The organism is Kribbella sp. NPDC043289, from assembly GCF_056436705.1.
The window spans coordinates 101786-117371 of record NZ_JBWKCB010000009.1; the positions used below are offsets into that span (position 1 = coordinate 101786).

Sequence of the window (15586 nt, forward strand, 5' to 3'; positions counted from 1 at the left end):
AACGCTCCTATTTGAGTCCGGTAATGGCGATGCCCTTGGTCACGTGCCGCTGGAACGCGAGGAACATGACGAGCACCGGTACGACGACCACGACCGCGCCGGCCATCAACAGGCCGAAGTTCTGCGCGTTCTGTCCGGTCGAGTACAGGGCGAGGGCGACGGGCAGGGTGTACTTGTCCTCGGTCTGGGCGATCACCAGCGGCCAGAGGAAGTTGTTCCAGGAACCCAGGAAGGTCAAGATCCCGAGCGTGGCCAGGGCCGGCCGGGTCAGCGGCAGCATGATCCGCACGAAGATGCCCAGCTCGCCGGTCCCGTCGACGCGGCCGGCGTCGATCAGGTCGTCCGGCAGCCCGAGGAAGAACTGCCGCATCAGGAACACCCCGAACGGCGAGACCAGGAACGGCAGGATCAGGCCCGGGTAGCTGTTCGCCAGCCCGGCGTTGGTGACCAGGATGAACAGCGGGACGAACGTGACCATCCCCGGGATCATCAGCGTCGCCATCACCAGCACGAACAGGGCGTTGCGGCCCTTGAACCGGAGCTTGGCGAGCGCGTAGCCGATCATCGAGCAGAAGGTCAGGTTCCCGGCGGTCACGACCAGCGCGACGAGGGTCGAGTTGACGAAGTACCGCGGGAAGTTCGCCTTGCTGAACAGGTCGGAGTAGTTCTGGCCGGTCGGCTGGTTCGGCCACCAGGTCGGCGGCACCCGGAGCAGCTCGCCCTGGGTCTTGAAGCTGCCGAGCACCATCCACAGGAACGGCGCCGCGACCGCGACCAGGCCAAGCACCCCGATCAGGTAGATCCACCAGGTACGGCGCATCACTTCTCCCTCAGCAGCCGGAACTGGATGAACGTGATCACCGCGATGACGACGAACAGGATGTACGCCATCGACGTCGCGAGACCGTAGTTGCCGAAGCCGAACTGGTCGTAGGTGTACATCGACACCGAGATCGTGCTGTCCAGCGGACCGCCCTGGGTCATCACGAACGGCTCCTCGAAGAACTGCAGGTACCCGATGCCGGTGGTCACGCTGGTGAACAGCACGGTCGGCCGCAGCAGCGGCAGGATCAGGTACCGGAACCGTTGCCACGCGCCCGCACCGTCGATCTGGCCGGCTTCCTCGACGGACTGCGGGATGCCCTGCAGACCGGCCAGGAAGATGATCATCGCGGAGCCGAAGTTCCGCCAGACCGCCATCGCGATCAGCGACGGCATCGCCCAGGTCTTCGAGGCGAGCCAGTTCGGCCCCTCGATGCCGACCCAGCCGAGCACGGTGTTCACCAGGCCGTTGTCGGGCGACAGCACGAACCGCCAGATCACCGCGATGGCCACGATCGACGTCACCACCGGCAGGTAGTAGCCGACCTTGAACAGCGCCTGGAACCGCTTCACGCCACGATCCAGCAGCACCGCCGCGGCCAGCGCCGCGACCAGCGTCAACGGCACCCCGAGCACCACGAAGTACGCCGTGTTGAACGCCGCCTTGCGGAACGTCTCGTCGCCGAGCGCCTTCAGGTAGTTGTCGAACCCGACCCCGTTCACCGCGAACGGCGCCCGCAGATCCCGCTGCTTGATGTCGGTGAAACTCATCCCCAACGACCCGAGCACCGGCCCCGCCGTAAACGCGAGAAACAACAACACGAACGGCAACACCAACACCCACGCGGCCCACGTTTCGCGGCCGATCCTCCGTCGCGGACGCCCAGGCGGCGCGGAACGCCGTACCGCCTGGGACTCCCTCTCAGTGACGACAGTCATCTGTTCAGCTACCGCCGGTGCCGATCTGGCTGGCCTTGGTTTGGATGGCTTTGCTCGTGTCGGCCGGGGACTGGCCGGTCTTCGCCATCTTCTCGATCTCGGTGTCGAAGGCCTTCGCGACCTGCTCCCAGTTCACGATCGCCGGCGGTGCCTTGGCGTCCTCGAGCTGCTGACCGAAGACCGGCAGCAACGGGTCGGCGGAGATGCTCGGGTCCTGCCACGCGCTCTTCACCGCCGGCAGGTCCGACGACATCTTGAACCACGACGCCTGCGTCTTCGCGTCGGACAGGTACTTGACCAGCTTCCACGCGCTGTCCTTGTTCTTGGACGACTTGAACACCACGAAGTCCGACCCACCGACGAACGACGTCGAGGTCTTGTTCTTCGGCATCCGGAACACCCCGATGTTCGGCTTGATCGCGTCCCCGCCGGCCTTGGCGACCGACCCGGCCATCCACGGCCCGGAGATGAACATCGGCACCTGCCCGTTCACGAACTGCGCCTCGGTCTGGTTCGGCGGCAGGTCGGTCCCGGCCAGCTTCTCGGTGAAGAAGCTCTGGTAGTACTTCAGCCCCTCCTGCATCTCCGGGGTGTCGAAGGTGAACTCCTTCTGGTCGTCCCCGGTGATGTTCGCCCCGGCCGACCACGCGAACGGCATCACGGTCTGCCAGGACCCGTCGCCACCCGGCTGCAGGTTGATCCCGTACTTCGCGCCGGCCTTCTCCTTCATCGCCTTGGCCATCGCCTTCAGCCCGTCCCAGTCGGTCGGGGGAGTGCTGAAGCCGGCCTTCGCGGCGAGGTCCTTGCGGTAGAACACGAGCCGCGTCTCGACGTACCAGGGAACGCCGTACTGCGTCCCGCCCGCCTTCGTGGTGTCCAGCGCGCCCTCGTAGAAGCCCGAGTTGTCGAACCCCTGCGGCGTCGGGTCGAGCGCGCCGAGGTCGGCGAACTCACCCATCCAGGTGGTGCCGACCATCGCCGCGTCGGGCAGCGTGTTGGCGGTGATCGCGGTGGTGAACTTGTTGTGCGCCGCGTCCCACGGGATCGGGGTGACGGTCACGTTGACCCCCGGGTTGGCCTGTTTGAACTGCTCCATCAACTTGGGCAGGTTCTCGCCCTCGGTGCCCATCGCCCAGACGGTCAGGTTCCCGGTGGCCGGTCCCTCGCTGACGGTGGTGGTCGCCTTGGACTCGCCACTCGGCGTGTCCGCGGACCGTCCACACCCGGCCAACGCCAGCGCTGTCGCGGTGAGTGCAGCGCTGCCGATCACCAGCCGGCGGCGGATGCTGTGGGTGAACATGTGTTGTCTCCTCACTGGATTACTGCTGCATCCCCCGACGTGCCACAGCTGTCCCGCAGCACGAGTTGTGTTGCCAGTACGTCGTTGCGCGCGCGGGTCCGGGCCCCGGTCACGCGTTCGTGCAGCCGTTCGGCGGCCACCCGCCCCAACTCGGCCATCGGCTGCCGCACAGTCGTCAACCCCGGCGACACGTACCGCGCCGCCATCACGTCGTCCCACCCCGTCACCACGATCTCGCCCGGTACGTCGACCCCGTTCGCGGTGAACGTGGTCAACGCGGCGAGCGCGAGTTCGTCGTTCGCACAGACCAGGCCGTCGGGACGTTTCTTTGCCTTGAGCACCTTCTCCGCCGCCTGCCGTCCGGCGTCCTCCGTCAACGGCACCTGTTCCGGCTTCGGTACCGCGAGCTTGCGCAGCTCGTGCGCCTTCGCGAATCCGGCGTACCGCTCGGAGACGTCGTACGAGCTGGCGGGGTCACCCACGAAATGCAGGCTGGTCCGGCCGTGGTCGAGCAGTCGCGTCGTGAGCTGCTCGGCGCTCGCGGCGCTCTCGCTGCGGACCGAGTCGCACCCGGTCGCCGGCGGATGCGCGATCAGCACCACAGGTACGCCGGCCTTCCGCAGCCCCTGCACCGTCGGAAGGTCGAGAGCGTTGCCGTGGACAACGATCCCGTCGACGCGCCCGGCCAGGTCCATCACGCTGCGGCGCGGGTGCGGGTTGCCGTGCGTGACGGTGATGACGACGCTCTGACCGTGCTCGCCGGCCCAGCGCTCGTACCCCATGAGCAGGTCGCCGTAGAACGGACCGGCGAGATCGGGCAGTACCAGCCCGTGCGCCTCGTGCCGCTGGACGGCGAGACTCCGGGCGGCGCGTAGCGGTACGTAGTTCAGTTCCTGCGCCGCCTGGTCGACCCGCGCCCGCGCCTTCGCCGACACCGGCCCGGTCCCTTGCAGGACACGGGAAACCGTCGCGATCGACAGCTTCGCGCGGGCGGCGACGTCGTAGATCGTCGCCGGCCTGCCGGTGGGTCCGGAAGCCACGTGGTCACCTCGGGCGGTCGGGGGTGGTGGAAGTGGAAGCGCTTACAGTTTTGGATACCCTGCCCTGGATCGTTCAAACGGTCAAGGGTTCGAGCCCCTCCGCGCGAGGTCTGCGAGGATGACAGCGTGACCACACAGGAACGCGAGGACCGGGTCTTCCTGGTCCGTCACGGGGAGACCGAGTGGAGCAAGTCGGGCCGGCACACGTCCGTCACCGACCTGCCGCTGACGCCTGAGGGCGAGCGGGTCGCCGCGAGTTTGCGGGATCGGCTGGCGGCGGAGTCGTTCGACCTGGTGCTCACGTCACCCCGGCAGCGCGCCCGGCGTACGGCGGAACTCGCGGGCTTCCCCGACGCGCAGGTCGACGACGACCTGGTCGAGTGGAACTACGGCGACTACGAGGGCGTCACGACCGCCGAGATCCGCGAGACCGTCCCCGGCTGGACCGTGTGGGACGACCCGGTACCGCACGGCGAAACCCCCGCCGAGATCTCCACCCGCCTGGACCGCGTCACCGCCCGCCTCGCCGCGGTCCCCGGCGACGCACTGGTCTTCGGCCACTCCCACGCACTCCGCGCCCTGACCGCCCGCTGGCTAGAACTAGACGTCACCCAAGGCCGCCACTTCGTCCTCAACACCGCCACCATCTCGGTCCTGGGCTGGGAACGAGGCTCCCCGGCAATCCTCCACTGGAACAGCTGACGCTTTGTGGAACCTTTTGCGCGCTAGACGGCCAAAACGTTCCACAAACCGGCGACCGGGCACCCCGGCGAGCACGGTTTCGCTTGCAGGGAGGGTTGGGTACGCCGCAGCACCTCGAGCACCTGTACGGCGGCCTCGCACGCCCGATTCGTCACGTCGAACCACCCGTACCGCAAGGTCGCCTCGGCCCGCAGCGTGGCGCGATTGTCCCGATCGAGATCCCGCCACCGCTGCCGCGGCACAAGATGCAGCCGCCCGTCGAGCTCCACGAGCAGTCCGAACCCGTCGTAGTACACGTCGGTGAACTCACCACCCACCGCCCGCTGCCGAGTCCCATGCGGCAACCCGTGCCGTCGCTCCACGTCACGCAAGTACCGAAGCTCTAACAGCGAGTGCGTCCCACCCGCGACGTCCGCGATGATCGGCCGCAACTCCCCGCGATGCCGCAGCCGCGGACGTGTCTCCAGGGCACGCAGGATCGCGGACGGATCGACCCGCCCGCTCTGGCAAGCCTCGGCGATCACGGCTGCCGCGCGGTCCAGCGTGGGAGAGATCCCCACGATGTCGAGTACGGCGTCCGCGGGCGTCCGCCGCGGCGGCACCACCCGCGCGAGCCGCGCGGCCCAGTGTTCGTCGCGGTGAATCACGAACTGCGGCTGCGGTCGCACCTTCCGCTGCTTCGGGATCGTGACGTGGACGGGGCGATCGGCGTCGCGCTTCAGCAGACCGAGCTGTTCGGCGGCCGTGTAGTGGCTCCACGCCGCGTCGGGACCGGCGTACAGCAGGGCGGCGAGCAGGCGTTCGTAGTACCCGATAGGTCCTGTGTGCGTGGCGTAGACGCCGGGATGCACCACCTGCCACCGCCGCCCGCGCAACCCACGTTTGATCCGCGAGCCCGGCCACCCGGCGGCCTGGAGTTGCCCGCGCGACACGATCCGGAGCTGGTCATGGATGAGGGCGTCAATCCCTTCGGCCTCGAGCTGCCCTCGCCACCACCAGTCCATCCGCCCAAGCCTGCCGCATCTCCCCGCCCCGCGCCGGACCCCCTGTGGACGACGGGCGCCAGCTCGGTTTGTGGAACTAAATGTCCGCTCCACGGCCATTTAGTTCCACAGATCAGGCTTGGGTGATTGCTGCGACCAGGAGGTCGATGCGGGGGTTGCGGTGGGTGGGGCGGAGGCGGGTGCGGTGGTTGAGGGTGGCTTGGCCGTGGAGGGCGCTCCAGAAGACCTCGGTGAGGGTTTCGGGGTCGTCGCCGGCGTACGGCGCTACTCCGGCCTGGATCTCCTCGAAGGCCGCGATGAGTGATTGCGGGCTGTCCGGTCCGCCGAAGCGCAGCGTGGTCGGGCGGACGAACAGCGCTTCGTAGACCGCAGGGTGGGACTCGGCGTAGTCGAGGTAGGCGTGCGCGAGTCCGCTCAGTCCGTCGGCCGAGCGGGCGTCGCGGAGTACCTCGGCCAGTTCGGCGGCCCCTTCGAGGGCGACCGCGTCGGCGATCGCGTCCATGTTCTTGAAGTGGCCGTAGAGCACCGGCTGGCTGTAGTCGACGGCGTCGGCGAGGCGGCGGGTGGTGACGGCCTCCCAGCCCTCGGACTCGGCGAGGTCGCGGGCGGTGCGAAGGATCAGGTCGCGGCGCTCCTCGCGGGCCCGCTCCCGGCGTGACGGGATCGGCATGGACCAGATCTTAGCACTGCTAGACAATCTAGCAACGACAGTGTTAGCGTCGCTAGGAAAGTTAGCACTGCTAGTACATAGGAGAATCGCATGCGCCGCTTCACCACCGTCCTGACCGTCCTGCTCGCCGTCTTCCCGCTCACCTTCGGCACACAGTTCCTGCTCGCCGGACACACTGCCGCTCCGAACTTCGGCATCGCCGAATGGCCCACCGGCGTCGCGGCCGGGTACTTCGGCGTGAAGGGGATCCGCGACATCGCCCTCGGACTGAACCTGCTCGCTCTGTTCGCGATGGGTCAGCGCCGCGCGACCGGCGTCCTGATGGCGATCTCGGCGATCATCCCGGTCACGGACATGATCATGGTGCTCAGTCACGGCGGCACGGCCGCGACCGCGCTCGGTATCCACGGCCTCACCGCGGCCGTCATGCTCGTCGACGCGTTCCTGCTGCTCCGCGAGCGCACCACGGTCCCCGAGAGCAAGACCCTTCAGCCGGCCCACTCGTAGAGCTCGATCGTGCAGTACTTCCGGAACCCGAGCCGCTCGTACACCGGCCGCCCGGCCGCCGAGGATCCGAGTACGCCGTACTCCGCAACATCACCCGCCGCACGCACCGCGCCGTCCGTGATGGCGGCCCCGATCCCGCGCCGCCGCGCTTCGGGGACCGTCATCACGAAGTACACCCCGGCCACGCCGGCGCCGAGGAACACCGTGGCGGTCCCGACCGGCGAGCCGTCCAGCCAGCCCACGTAGTGCCGCCACGGATCGCCGTACCCGAGTTTGCGATAGACCGACGCGACCCACCGGGCCTCCTTCTCGCCCTCGCCGAAACCACGGCCGAGCGTCTCCTCCCAGGCCGCGAGCCCCGCATCGTCCCTCACCCGCTGAAGCTCCAGCCCAGGGACGACGCGCGGGGCCACCAACTCCGAGATCCGCACCGCCATCCCCGGCTCGCCGCCCCCGTGCACGAACCCCGCCGCCGTCAACGCCGACCGATCGATCCGCAGCGACGGCCCGACATGCCAGCTTCCCGGTACGCCGTATTTCTTCAACTCCACCAGGGATTCCGCGACCACGGCGTCGTCCGAGGCGCGCACGACAGCGTTGTGGTAGTCGAGCGGCGACCCACCGATCGTCCACTCCGCCCGCTCGTCGGACCGCTGCGTGCCACCACCCGCGGCGCCCATCGCCATCAGCAACTCGGCCGCGTTGTCCTCGATCGCCCGTACCAGCTCAGCGTCGTCCACCCGCCCCAGTGTGCCGATCACTCGAACGCGGCGCGACACCTTTCCACCCAACCACGGAACGATCCAGCCGGCCTCCCGAGCACCCGCTCGACGTCATCGGTCACCGTTTCCCCACCACCGCTCCGGATCAGCTCCGCACCACGCATTGCCACCGACACCACCGCCTCATCAAGACCCGCCGCGCGCAACTGCCCCGCATACACCTCCAGCGGTACGTCGACCACGCGCAACGCCAACCCGAGCACCTCCGACATGACCTCCACCTGCTCCGGAACACTGAGCGTCTCCGGACCCGTCAGCGTGTAGGTCCGCGCACCGTGGTCATCCGAAATCAACGCCTCGACAGCCACCGCGGCGACATCAGAGGGATCGACGAACGCATGCCCGCCGTCCCCGGTCTGATTGGGAATCGGCTGCCCCGCCCGGACCGCCGGCGCCCAGCGCAGCGCGTTCGACGCGAACCCGGCCGGTCGCAGAATCGTCCACGCGATCCCGCTGTCCCGCACCGCGCGCTCGCCGGGCGCGTGCCAGTTCGCCGGCATCCCGTCGCCGGTGCTCCCGATCGCCGACAGCTTCACGATCTTCCGCACCCCACCATCGACCGCGGCCGCTACCAGTGCCTGATCGTGATCCGGCACCCACGGACCCGGCGCGGTCAGCAGGAACACGGCATCCACCCCGTCGATTGCCTTGCGCAACGAATCCGGATCATCGAAGTCACCCCGGACAAACGCTCCCTGCGGCTCGCGCCGCGTCATCCCACGCACCGGGATGCCGCGGGCAACCAATTGCCGGACGAGCTCACTGCCGATGGTGCCGGTCGCACCCGTAACCAGAATCATCTCGCCACCCTGACCGATCGCCCCGCCCAGAGATAGGAACTTTCGGTACTACGGAACGCGCACACCGACTCGCTATTCTCGAAAGGTGCGCACCCTCGACCCGTGGGTAGAAGACGTCACCCTCCGCCCCGCGACGACACCGATCACCGTGCTGCCGCCGGACCCGGCGACGACGGTCGTCTGGCGAATGACGACCGCGGGCGCGAGTGACGTACTGATCGCGGGACCGCGCACCAAGGCGGCGTACCACGTCACGAAGGATCTGCCGGTCTGCGTGCGGCTCCGGATCCGGCCGGGGCGCGTGACGCCGCTGCTCGGCACGGCCGCGGACGAGTTGGTCGACCGGACCGTCCCGCTGGAGGACGTGTGCGGCCCGAGCGACCTCGCCGATCGCCTCACGGCGTACCGGACTCAGCCGGAGCAGGCGGTCGAGGTGCTCGGCGATTTCCTCCTCGGACAACTGCCACGCCGCCTGCCGAACCGCTTCGACCTCGTCGGCAGCGCAGTTGCCGACCTGGCCTCGACAGCACGCAGAGTGGACGAGACCGCTGCCCGGCTCGGGGTCAGCGAGCGGTACCTGCGCCGCGTCTTCCGGCAGGCGGTGGGCGTGTCACCCAAGCATTTCGCCCGCATCTCCCGCGTACGCAGTGTGATCGGTCAAGCCGGCCGTTCCTGGTCCGACACCGCGGCGTCCGCCGGGTACGCCGACCAGTCGCACCTGATCGCCGACTTCCGCGCGCTGATGCACGTCACACCTCAGGCGTTCGCGACCGGTCGGGTTCCGCTCAGTACGTGCTGAGTCAGCCGGGCAGCGCGTTCCACTGGTCCAGTGTGGAAACGAGCAGGGTCGTCGTCGACAGCTTCAGGAACTCCGACCGCGTCACGAACCGAGCGTCGGCCGCGTCGTCACCCGCTGTGAGAGTGCCGCCGACAGCGGTCGCCTCGTAGTCACGGATCACGTACAGCTGTCCGCGCGGGCCCTGTCGCTCGACCTCGCCGACCAGTTCCCCGACCTCGACCGTCAATCCGGTCTCCTCCGCCACCTCGCGGGCGACCGCGGTGGGATCGTCCTCACCGGGCTCGACCCGCCCACCCGGAATCGACCACAGCCCGCGGTCCGGCTCGTGGGCTCTCCGCACCACGAGCAGCCGGCGCTCCTCGTCGTACACGAGGGCCCCCACACAGTCGACGCGCTCCATGCCCCCGAAGGATAGGTGACTTGTGCACAAGTGCCAGGGCTCGTGGGTGAACGCGGATAGCATCAGCGGTGCAAGCTGACCAGGCGAAGGGATTCGGACCGCTCGTGCGCATCGATCTGCACACCCACTCGAACCGTTCGGACGGCACCGATCCGGTGGACGTCCTGATGACGCACGCGCGGCAGGCGGGGCTGGACGTGATCGCGCTCACCGACCACGACACCGCCGACGGCTGGGTGGACGGCCGGCGGGCCGCGGAGGAGCTCGGGATCGGGTTCCTGCCCGGCCTGGAGATCTCCTGCAAGCTCGACGGGATCAGCGTGCACCTGCTCGGTTACCTGCCCGACCCGGCGTATCCGCCGTTGGCCGCCGACCTGCAGGTGGTCCGCGAGGGCCGCACCGACCGGATCCCGACGATCGTGGCCCGCCTGAACAGCATCGGCGTACCGCTCACCGTCGACGAGGTGCTCGCCCAAGCGACCGGTACGCCGTCGGTCGGACGGCCGCACGTCGCCGACGCCCTGGTCGCGAACGGGACGGTCGCGAACCGCAGCGAGGCCTTCGACAAGTACCTGGCCGACGGCCGCGCCGGCCACGTCCCGCACTACGCCATCGAGCCCGGGCGGGCGATCGACCTGGTCCGCGAGGCCGGCGGGGTCCCGGTGATCGCGCACCCGTGGGGCCGCTCCAGCTACAAGGTGATGACCGAGGACACCGTCGCCCGGTTGGTCCAGGACCACGGCCTGGCCGGCATCGAGGTCGACCACCAGGACCACTCGCCGGAGTCCCGGGACGCGCTGCGCGCGATCGCGAACAACCTGGGCATCATCTACACCGGCTCCAGCGACCACCACGGGGCCGGCAAGATCGACCACGACCTCGGCGTGAACACCACTGAGCCGGAGCAGTTCGAGCGCCTGCTCGAGGTCGCCAAGACCAACGCCGCCGCCTCCGCCGACGCACAGGTTCCCGAGGCCTATCTTCCGTGAACAGTGTCATCAACCTCGGGCTGCTCAGTGAGGTGGTCGTCACGCTCTTCGTGATCATGGACCCGCCGGGCACCGTGCCGGTCTTCATCTCGCTCACCGCCGGGCAGTCCCGCGCGGTGCGGAAGAAGGCCGCGTGGCAGGCGGTGCTGGTCGCGTTCGGCGTCATCGTGGTGTTCGCGGCCTTCGGCCAGCAGATCCTGCACCATCTCGGCATCACGCTGCCCGCGCTGCAGTGCGCCGGCGGCCTGCTGCTCCTGCTGATCGCCCTGCAGTTGCTGACCGACACCGCCGAGGACCCGGTCCAGACCAAGAACGTGAACATCGCCTTCGTCCCGCTCGGTACGCCGCTGCTCGCCGGGCCAGGTGCGATCGTCGCGACGATGGTGTTCGTGCAGCGCGCGAACGGATCGCTCCCGGACGTGGTCGCGATCTCGGTCGGGATCATCCTGATCCACCTGGTGATGTGGCTGACGCTGCGGTTCTCCGGGCTGATCATGCGGCTGCTGGGGGAGAACGGCGTCCTGCTCGTCACCCGGATCGCGGGTCTGCTGCTGAGCGCGATCGCCGTCCAGCTGGTCGCGGACGCGGTCGCCGACTTCATCAAGGCGGGCTGAGGCCATGAGTGACATGCTTCCCGGAATGCCGACCCGGTTGTTCACCGCGACGCCGACGAAGTTGCTGACGTTCGCGGACTGCAAGCGCAAGTACCGCTACACCTATCTCGAGTCGCCGCGGCCGCCGAAGGGCCCGCCGTGGGCACACAACACGGTCGGCGCGATCGTGCACGAGGTGCTCGCCGACTTCTTCGGTCGCTGGCCCGCGTCCCGGCGTACCCCGGACGAGGTGGTCGCCAAGATGCGGTCGAGCTGGCGCAGCGAGGGGTTCCGCGACGAGCAGCAGTCGCTTGACTGGCGGGACCGGTCGACGGAAATGGTGCTCGGCTACCTCCGTGACTCCGATCCGTACTACGAGCCGCGTGGAGTGGAGCGCACGGTCGGGTTCACCACCGAGCGGGCGTCGCTGCGCGGGCGGATCGACCGGATCGACGAGCGACCGGCCCGCGACGGCAGCGGCGGCACTGCGCTGGTGATCGTCGACTACAAGACCGGGCGGCGGCCGTTGACGTCGACGGATGCGAGGTCGTCGCTGGCGATGGCGCTGTACGTGCTCGGCGCGCGGCGGGTGCTGCACAAGCCGTGCACGCGGGTCGAGCTCCACCACCTCCCCACGAACACCGTCGCGGCCGCCGACCACGACGACGCGTCGCTCGCTCGGCACCAGAAGCGCGCCGAGTCGATGGCCGACGACGCCGCGGCCGCCGAGGCTCGCTGGGCGGAAGGCCTGACCCCGGCGGAGGCCGACGAGGCGTTCCCCCCGGAGCCGTCGCCGCTGTGCGGATGGTGCGACTTCGCCAAGATCTGCCCCCAGGGCCGCCGCGAGTCCCCGACCCGCGACCCCTGGGCCGGCCTCGACGAACCCGCCCAAGTCCCAACCGCCGACGTGAGCTGAGGCTTTGCGCAACGGGAGCGCGTGATCCGCGACGCGCGATACTCGCAGCAGTCTGCTCAGACTGGCCTACTCTGAGTTACTCAGGGTTCTTATCGGTCCTTGGCTGGGGGCGACGGGCATGGGCACATCGACGAAATGGCCGGGGCCATCGCGCGGGCCTTGGAGCAATGCATCGCGTCAGACGACGCAGACAGTCAAGAAGGTCATCGGGCAGGCGTCACCACCTGACGATGGGTCGTCAAGTGCCCCGTCAGGCCAAGCCGCAGCTGGGGCGGCCGGCAATGGCGTCGGCCCGGTCAACGGCCGGCTGGATGGCATCGCCTCCTCCGAGGTGCTATCGCCAGAACGCGCGGCCGAACTCGCGGAGCTGTATCGCTCTGCGCTGATACAGCAGCTTCGGACCGACCAGGACAGTTACGGGCTACGGCAGGCGGTGAATGCACATGCGACGAGATTCGTCGAGGTGCTTACCTCGCTTCGCGAGACGTCTTGGGGACAACATCCCGATCACCTTGACCTCGATCAGCCCAGCGGGCCAGATCGATTGCTGGAGTTGTTGACCGCGTCGATCTGTCTCGACGAGCCAGGGTATGTCAACGCGGCGATCCGGCCGGGCGTCGTCCTGACGATCAGCAAGCTGACGCATTCTCCTGCAAGTAGGCGACGTGCGCGATCCGGTCAGGCACTAATCGACGACGAGTTGTTGTGCTTCTTGTACCGCGAATTCTTCGCAGACGCGATTACCGAGTTTCTCACGAGCGTGATTGCCGCAAAGCTGAATGTTGCGGTTCCGCTTCTGCTCGTGATCGATCCGACCGGTCAGATCTCCCAGTATCTGGCGAGCAAGATCGTCGAGGCGATTCCGACGCCCTGCGAGGAAAAGAACGAAGGTGGTACCCACGATCCGCTGACCTCGATCGCGCAGGACATGGTGAGCGATACCTTCGATCGATGGTTGGAAGCGAGTTGAGGCTGCTATGACTTCCGTTCGGCGCTTCTGCTTCGTCGAGCAAGCGGCTCGATCTTCGGGGGCGAGGAACGGGCGTGGAGATTGGGAAGTCATCTCCGACTCGGATTACAAGGCGTCGTTAGAGCGGATCAAGGAGAATGCGGCGCTGGCGACAGCGACGCCGGTATGGGCTGAGGATGTACTGCGGGTCTTCAGGGCGGCGCATCTGGTCGATCGGCTAGTCCCTCGCATGAGCGTGGCAGACAGATGGTCTCGTCATCTCGAATTGAGGGTCCAGGTCTCGGACTCGGCGCGCTGGAGCGAGGCGTTGCCGGCCCTGGAGGCCGTGCTGTCCGCGCTCACGGGTGACAGCTGGCACTTGTCGACCGTTTCAGGCGCTGCTCCGATCGACGCTCAGCCTCGGCTGTTCGGCAGCTGGAAGGCGGACGGCGTTGCGTTGTTCTCGGGAGGCCTTGACTCGTCGGCGTACGCCGCCGCTCACCTTGCGCAATCTTCTGGGAACCTGCTGTTGGTCTCACATGGCCAGGCAAATGCGCACGTACCTCAAGAACGTCTTCTTGGGCATCTCCGGAAGCTTGCGGGAGCATCGGAAAGAATTTGTCGTAGACCGATGTCAAGCGAAGTTCGGACCAAAGGTGCGCGATTGGAAAGTAGTACTCGAAGTCGAGGATTGAGCTATATTGCGAGTGCGATCTTCGCGGCGGCAGCACACGGCGTTAGGCAGGTGGTTGTCCCAGAGAACGGGCAACTCGCGATCAATCCGCCCATCAGTCCAGCGCGTCGAGGCGCTTGCTCAACTCGGTCGGTCCACCCGAGAGTGCTATCACTTATTAACGACCTGATTGTTCTCATTGGTGGGAATGTTGCCTTGATGAATCCCTTCCAGGTGTACACGAAGGGTGAAGTCTGTCGTGCCGGATTGGAGGCAGGTCTGACTCCGGGCGCGCTTGCCGCCACCGTCAGTTGCGGGAGTCACACAGTTCAACGCGGATTCGGCAACTGTGGATACTGCTATCCGTGTCTCATCAGGCGCTCCGGCATGCAGGCTGCGCTGGGGGCCGACCCAACTCCTTATCGCAGTAGCTTGGCGGCCGTCATGAGCAAGCCGAGCAAGTCGCAGCATGTGCAAGATCTCCGGCTCTGGGTCGCGCGCAGATTCACAGTTCGGGACCTGCTGGCAGACCTTTCGCTGCCATCGACCGCCTCGGTAGCAGATGTTGTCGATGTTGTGTCGCGTGGCCAGGAGGAGATCCGGCAGATGCTGGACACGCAGCTTCCCCGCTGACCTGTCCGTGCCAGTGCCGTGTGCGTCCGGTGCCAGCGGGGCGGGGGAGTGTGAGGGTGAACGAAAGGGGTTCGCCTGATGGGTGCGAAGACTGTGAACAAGCTGGCGGTGCCGGGGGCGACGCTGCATTACGAGGTCGCCGGGTCCGGGCCGGTGCTGCTGCTGATCGCCGGTGGTGGGACCGACGCCGCGGTGTTCTCCGGGATCGTCGGGCAGCTCGCGGCCGAGTACACGGTGGTGACCTACGACCCGCGGGGCAACTCCCGCAGCCGGTACGACGGTGACGCGGCCGACGAGTGCGTCGAGCAGTCGGCCGCCGATGCGCTCGCGTTGATCGACGCGGTCGGCGGCGCGGAACCGGCGTACGTGTTCGGCACCAGTTCCGGCGCGATCACCGGCCTCGAGCTGATCACGCGGTACCCCGACCGGGTCCGGATGCTCGTCGCGCACGAGCCGCCGTGCACCGAGGTGCTGCCGGACGCTACCGACGCGCGGGCGTTCTTCGACGACGTGTACGCGACGTACCGCGACGACGGGCTGACCGCCGCCGACGTGGTGTTCATGATGGGCACCGGGATGGACGACGACGCGATGCCGCCGCTCGAGGACCTGCTGCCGGAGTACCGCGAGCTCGCCGAACGGATGCAGGCCAACGCGGCGAACTTCTACGAGCACAAACTGCTGCCCTTCACCCGCTACGTGCCGGACCTGGACGCTCTGCGGCGGGCGGCGGACCGGGTGGTGCCGGCGGCCGGCCTCGAGTCGTACCTGCATCTGCCGGGGCGCCCGATCGAGGTCGTCGCGGACCACCTCGGCTGGCCGGTGGTGATGTTCCCCGGCGGACACGGCGGATACTCCAGCCACCCGGCGGCGTTCGCGACCCATCTCGCGCACCTGCTCAAGACCGACACCCTGTAGACACCGGTCCGGGCGCGGTTCTGAGGGGTCCCGCGCCCGGATCGGTTATTCGTGTTGACGGTACGCCGAGCTCCGGCGTACCGTCCCTCTTCTGCCCTTGACAATCGGCGTGGTCCAACCACGCCTTCACAGTGGTGTCCGAACCCCCGG

At 67.9% G+C, this 15586-nt stretch carries 17 protein-coding genes; 8 read left to right on the forward strand and 9 right to left on the reverse strand.

Annotated features, from left to right (window positions below):
* Positions 1-7: 7 nt before the first annotated feature.
* The 4 genes from AC0662_RS36735 to AC0662_RS36750 form a co-directional block, all read right to left on the reverse strand.
* Positions 8-820 carry a carbohydrate ABC transporter permease gene (locus tag AC0662_RS36735; RefSeq protein ID WP_478306437.1) on the reverse strand — a complete coding sequence of 271 codons (813 nt, stop codon included), beginning with the start codon at positions 818-820 and terminating at the stop codon, positions 8-10.
* Positions 820-1593: a carbohydrate ABC transporter permease gene (locus AC0662_RS36740; RefSeq protein WP_452202701.1), complete on the reverse strand. Its 774-nt coding sequence runs from the start codon at positions 1591-1593 to the stop codon at positions 820-822. The genes AC0662_RS36735 and AC0662_RS36740 overlap by 1 nt, the downstream gene beginning before the upstream one ends.
* A 172-nt stretch (positions 1594-1765) precedes the next feature.
* Complete coding sequence (locus AC0662_RS36745) at positions 1766-3061, reverse strand: sugar ABC transporter substrate-binding protein (protein ID WP_452202703.1); 1296 nt, start codon at positions 3059-3061, stop codon at positions 1766-1768.
* A gap of 11 nt (positions 3062-3072) precedes the next feature.
* On the reverse strand, positions 3073-4101 hold the full coding sequence (locus AC0662_RS36750) for a LacI family DNA-binding transcriptional regulator (RefSeq protein ID WP_452202705.1): 1029 nt from the start codon (positions 4099-4101) through the stop codon (positions 3073-3075).
* 126 nt (positions 4102-4227) lie between these two features.
* On the opposite strand from AC0662_RS36750, the gene AC0662_RS36755 reads away from it, so the two are divergent.
* Entirely contained in the window at positions 4228-4803 is a 576-nt protein-coding gene (locus AC0662_RS36755) for a histidine phosphatase family protein (protein WP_452202707.1), read from the forward strand.
* Between the two features lie 23 nt (positions 4804-4826).
* On the opposite strand, the gene AC0662_RS36760 is transcribed toward AC0662_RS36755, so the two are convergent.
* Together AC0662_RS36760 and AC0662_RS36765 are read right to left on the reverse strand one after the other, a co-directional pair.
* Positions 4827-5807: a hypothetical protein gene (locus AC0662_RS36760; protein ID WP_478306440.1), complete on the reverse strand. Its 981-nt coding sequence runs from the start codon at positions 5805-5807 to the stop codon at positions 4827-4829.
* 112 nt (positions 5808-5919) lie between these two features.
* Positions 5920-6477, reverse strand: a complete 558-nt coding sequence (locus AC0662_RS36765) for a TetR/AcrR family transcriptional regulator (RefSeq protein ID WP_478306442.1) — start codon at positions 6475-6477, stop codon at positions 5920-5922.
* A gap of 90 nt (positions 6478-6567) precedes the next feature.
* Between AC0662_RS36765 and AC0662_RS36770 the strand changes: the two genes are divergently transcribed.
* The gene (locus AC0662_RS36770) at positions 6568-6984 is read left to right on the forward strand and encodes a DUF4267 domain-containing protein (RefSeq protein ID WP_452202713.1); all 417 of its coding nucleotides are present in this window, start codon (positions 6568-6570) and stop codon (positions 6982-6984) included.
* Here AC0662_RS36770 and AC0662_RS36775 read toward each other — a convergent pair.
* Together AC0662_RS36775 and AC0662_RS36780 are read right to left on the reverse strand one after the other, a co-directional pair.
* Entirely contained in the window at positions 6966-7724 is a 759-nt protein-coding gene (locus tag AC0662_RS36775) for a GNAT family N-acetyltransferase (protein ID WP_452202715.1), read from the reverse strand. The two genes, AC0662_RS36770 and AC0662_RS36775, sit on opposite strands and share 19 nt — an antisense overlap.
* A 17-nt stretch (positions 7725-7741) precedes the next feature.
* Positions 7742-8566: an NAD(P)H-binding protein gene (locus AC0662_RS36780; RefSeq protein ID WP_452202717.1), complete on the reverse strand. Its 825-nt coding sequence runs from the start codon at positions 8564-8566 to the stop codon at positions 7742-7744.
* Between the two features lie 85 nt (positions 8567-8651).
* On the opposite strand from AC0662_RS36780, the gene AC0662_RS36785 reads away from it, so the two are divergent.
* Complete coding sequence (locus AC0662_RS36785; RefSeq protein ID WP_452202719.1) at positions 8652-9365, forward strand: helix-turn-helix domain-containing protein; 714 nt, start codon at positions 8652-8654, stop codon at positions 9363-9365.
* Position 9366: 1 nt separating this feature from the next.
* Here the strand turns inward: AC0662_RS36785 and AC0662_RS36790 are convergent, their stop codons facing one another.
* A complete protein-coding gene (locus AC0662_RS36790; RefSeq protein WP_452202721.1) occupies positions 9367-9765 on the reverse strand; it encodes an NUDIX hydrolase in 399 nt (132 codons plus the stop codon).
* 104 nt (positions 9766-9869) lie between these two features.
* Between AC0662_RS36790 and AC0662_RS36795 the strand changes: the two genes are divergently transcribed.
* From AC0662_RS36795 to AC0662_RS36815, 5 genes are all read left to right on the forward strand, one after another.
* Positions 9870-10754 carry a PHP domain-containing protein gene (locus AC0662_RS36795; RefSeq protein ID WP_452202723.1) on the forward strand — a complete coding sequence of 295 codons (885 nt, stop codon included), beginning with the start codon at positions 9870-9872 and terminating at the stop codon, positions 10752-10754.
* Positions 10751-11368, forward strand: a complete 618-nt coding sequence (locus AC0662_RS36800) for a MarC family protein (protein WP_452202725.1) — start codon at positions 10751-10753, stop codon at positions 11366-11368. The genes AC0662_RS36795 and AC0662_RS36800 overlap by 4 nt, the downstream gene beginning before the upstream one ends.
* A gap of 4 nt (positions 11369-11372) precedes the next feature.
* A complete protein-coding gene (locus tag AC0662_RS36805) occupies positions 11373-12263 on the forward strand; it encodes a RecB family exonuclease (protein WP_478306446.1) in 891 nt (296 codons plus the stop codon).
* Positions 12264-12381: 118 nt separating this feature from the next.
* Positions 12382-13233: a hypothetical protein gene (locus AC0662_RS36810; protein WP_452202729.1), complete on the forward strand. Its 852-nt coding sequence runs from the start codon at positions 12382-12384 to the stop codon at positions 13231-13233.
* Positions 13234-14596: 1363 nt separating this feature from the next.
* Positions 14597-15436, forward strand: a complete 840-nt coding sequence (locus AC0662_RS36815) for an alpha/beta fold hydrolase (RefSeq protein ID WP_452202733.1) — start codon at positions 14597-14599, stop codon at positions 15434-15436.
* The last annotated feature ends 150 nt before the right edge of the window (positions 15437-15586 follow it).